1 protein-coding gene is annotated in these 1473 nt (G+C 60.5%); it reads right to left on the bottom strand.

Annotation, left to right across the window (positions count from 1 at the left end; translation table 11 throughout):
* Positions 1–1473: methyl-accepting chemotaxis protein (locus AB4Z11_RS31530; protein WP_442030095.1), on the bottom strand; the 1473-nt coding region annotated here is incomplete at both ends.

The raw sequence follows: 1473 nt of genomic DNA, 5'->3' as shown, positions 1-1473 counted from the left end.
GGCTTCTTCTTAGGTGCTGGACGCGGCGCCTTCGGCACCACGGCCACAGCGTGCTTGGTGGACGGAACTGCGGCAACCACCGGAGCCATTGCGCGCTCTTCACCGATTTCCAGTTTGAAGATCGATACAACGCGTGCCAGCTCGGTCGCCTGGTCTTGCAGYGCCTGTGCGGCGGCTGCGGATTCTTCCACCAGCGCAGCGTTCTGCTGGGTCATGGAATCCATCTCGATGATGGACATGTTCACCTGCTCGATACCTGCGCTCTGTTCCTGCGAGGCGTTGGCGATTTCGCCCATGATGTCGGTCACGCGGCGTACGGAAGCCACCACTTCGTCCATGGTCACACCAGCCTGGCCCACCAGCTTCGAACCGCGCTCCACTTTCTCAACCGAGTCACCGATCAGGGACTTGATTTCCTTGGCGGCGTTAGCGGAACGCTGCGCCAGGTTACGCACTTCGGATGCCACCACGGCGAAGCCGCGGCCCTGTTCACCGGCACGTGCCGCTTCAACCGCAGCGTTCAGTGCCAGGATGTTGGTCTGGAAGGCGATACCATCGATCACGCCGATGATGTCCACGATCTTGTTGGCGGACTCGTTGATCGAGGTCATGGTCTCAACCACTTGCGACACCACGGTGCCGCCCTTGCGTGCTACTTCGGACGCGGAAGCCGCCAGCTGGTTGGCTTCACGTGCGTTGTCGGCGTTCTGCTTCACGGTGGAGGTCAGTTCTTCCATCGCGGAAGCGGTCTTCTCCAGCGAAGAAGCCTGCAGTTCGGTACGGGACGACAGGTCGATGTTACCGGCAGCGATTTCGCGGGACGCGGTGCCGATGGTTTCGGTACCGGTGCGCACCTGGCCAACGATGCCCACCAGGCTGTTACGCATTTCCTTCATTTCGACCAGCAGCGAATCCTTGTCATTCGAAGCGGTGTCGATATGCACAGACAGGTCGCCGTTAGCGATGGAGCCGGCGATGGCCGCGGTGTAGTCAGGCTCGCCACCCAGTTGCTTCAGCAGGCCGCGGGTGATAACCCATGCAGCGGTCACGGACAGGATCACCGCCAGGGCGCCCATGCCGATCATGAACAGACGGGCGCTGGCGAAACCGGCAGCGGCGTCGGTCTTCACTTGTTCGTTCAGCTTGTCTTCCAGGCTGGCCAGCTGGTCCAGGGAGTCCATCCACTTCTTCTGCGCAGGACGGATTTCCTTGATCAGGATCTTGGTAGCGGAAACAGCATCGTTAGCCAGCCACAGTTCGGAGGCCTTGGCGATAGCCGGCATGGCCACGCCTTCATGTTCTTTCACCTGTGCCAGCAGCGCCTTCTCTTCAGGAGTGGCGTTGGCTGCGTACAGGGCGCTCAGCTTCTTGCTGGCTTCTTCGTACTTCTTGGTCTGTTCCTTGATGCGATTCATTTCCGGCTCCATATCGCCGGCATCGGTCATCAGGGTCAGAATACGCAGGGAGGTGATG

Source organism: Pseudoduganella sp. RAF53_2 (genome assembly GCF_052113985.1).
Lineage (GTDB): Bacteria > Pseudomonadota > Gammaproteobacteria > Burkholderiales > Burkholderiaceae_D > Rugamonas.
This window is presented reverse-complemented; position numbering and strand designations above follow the sequence as displayed.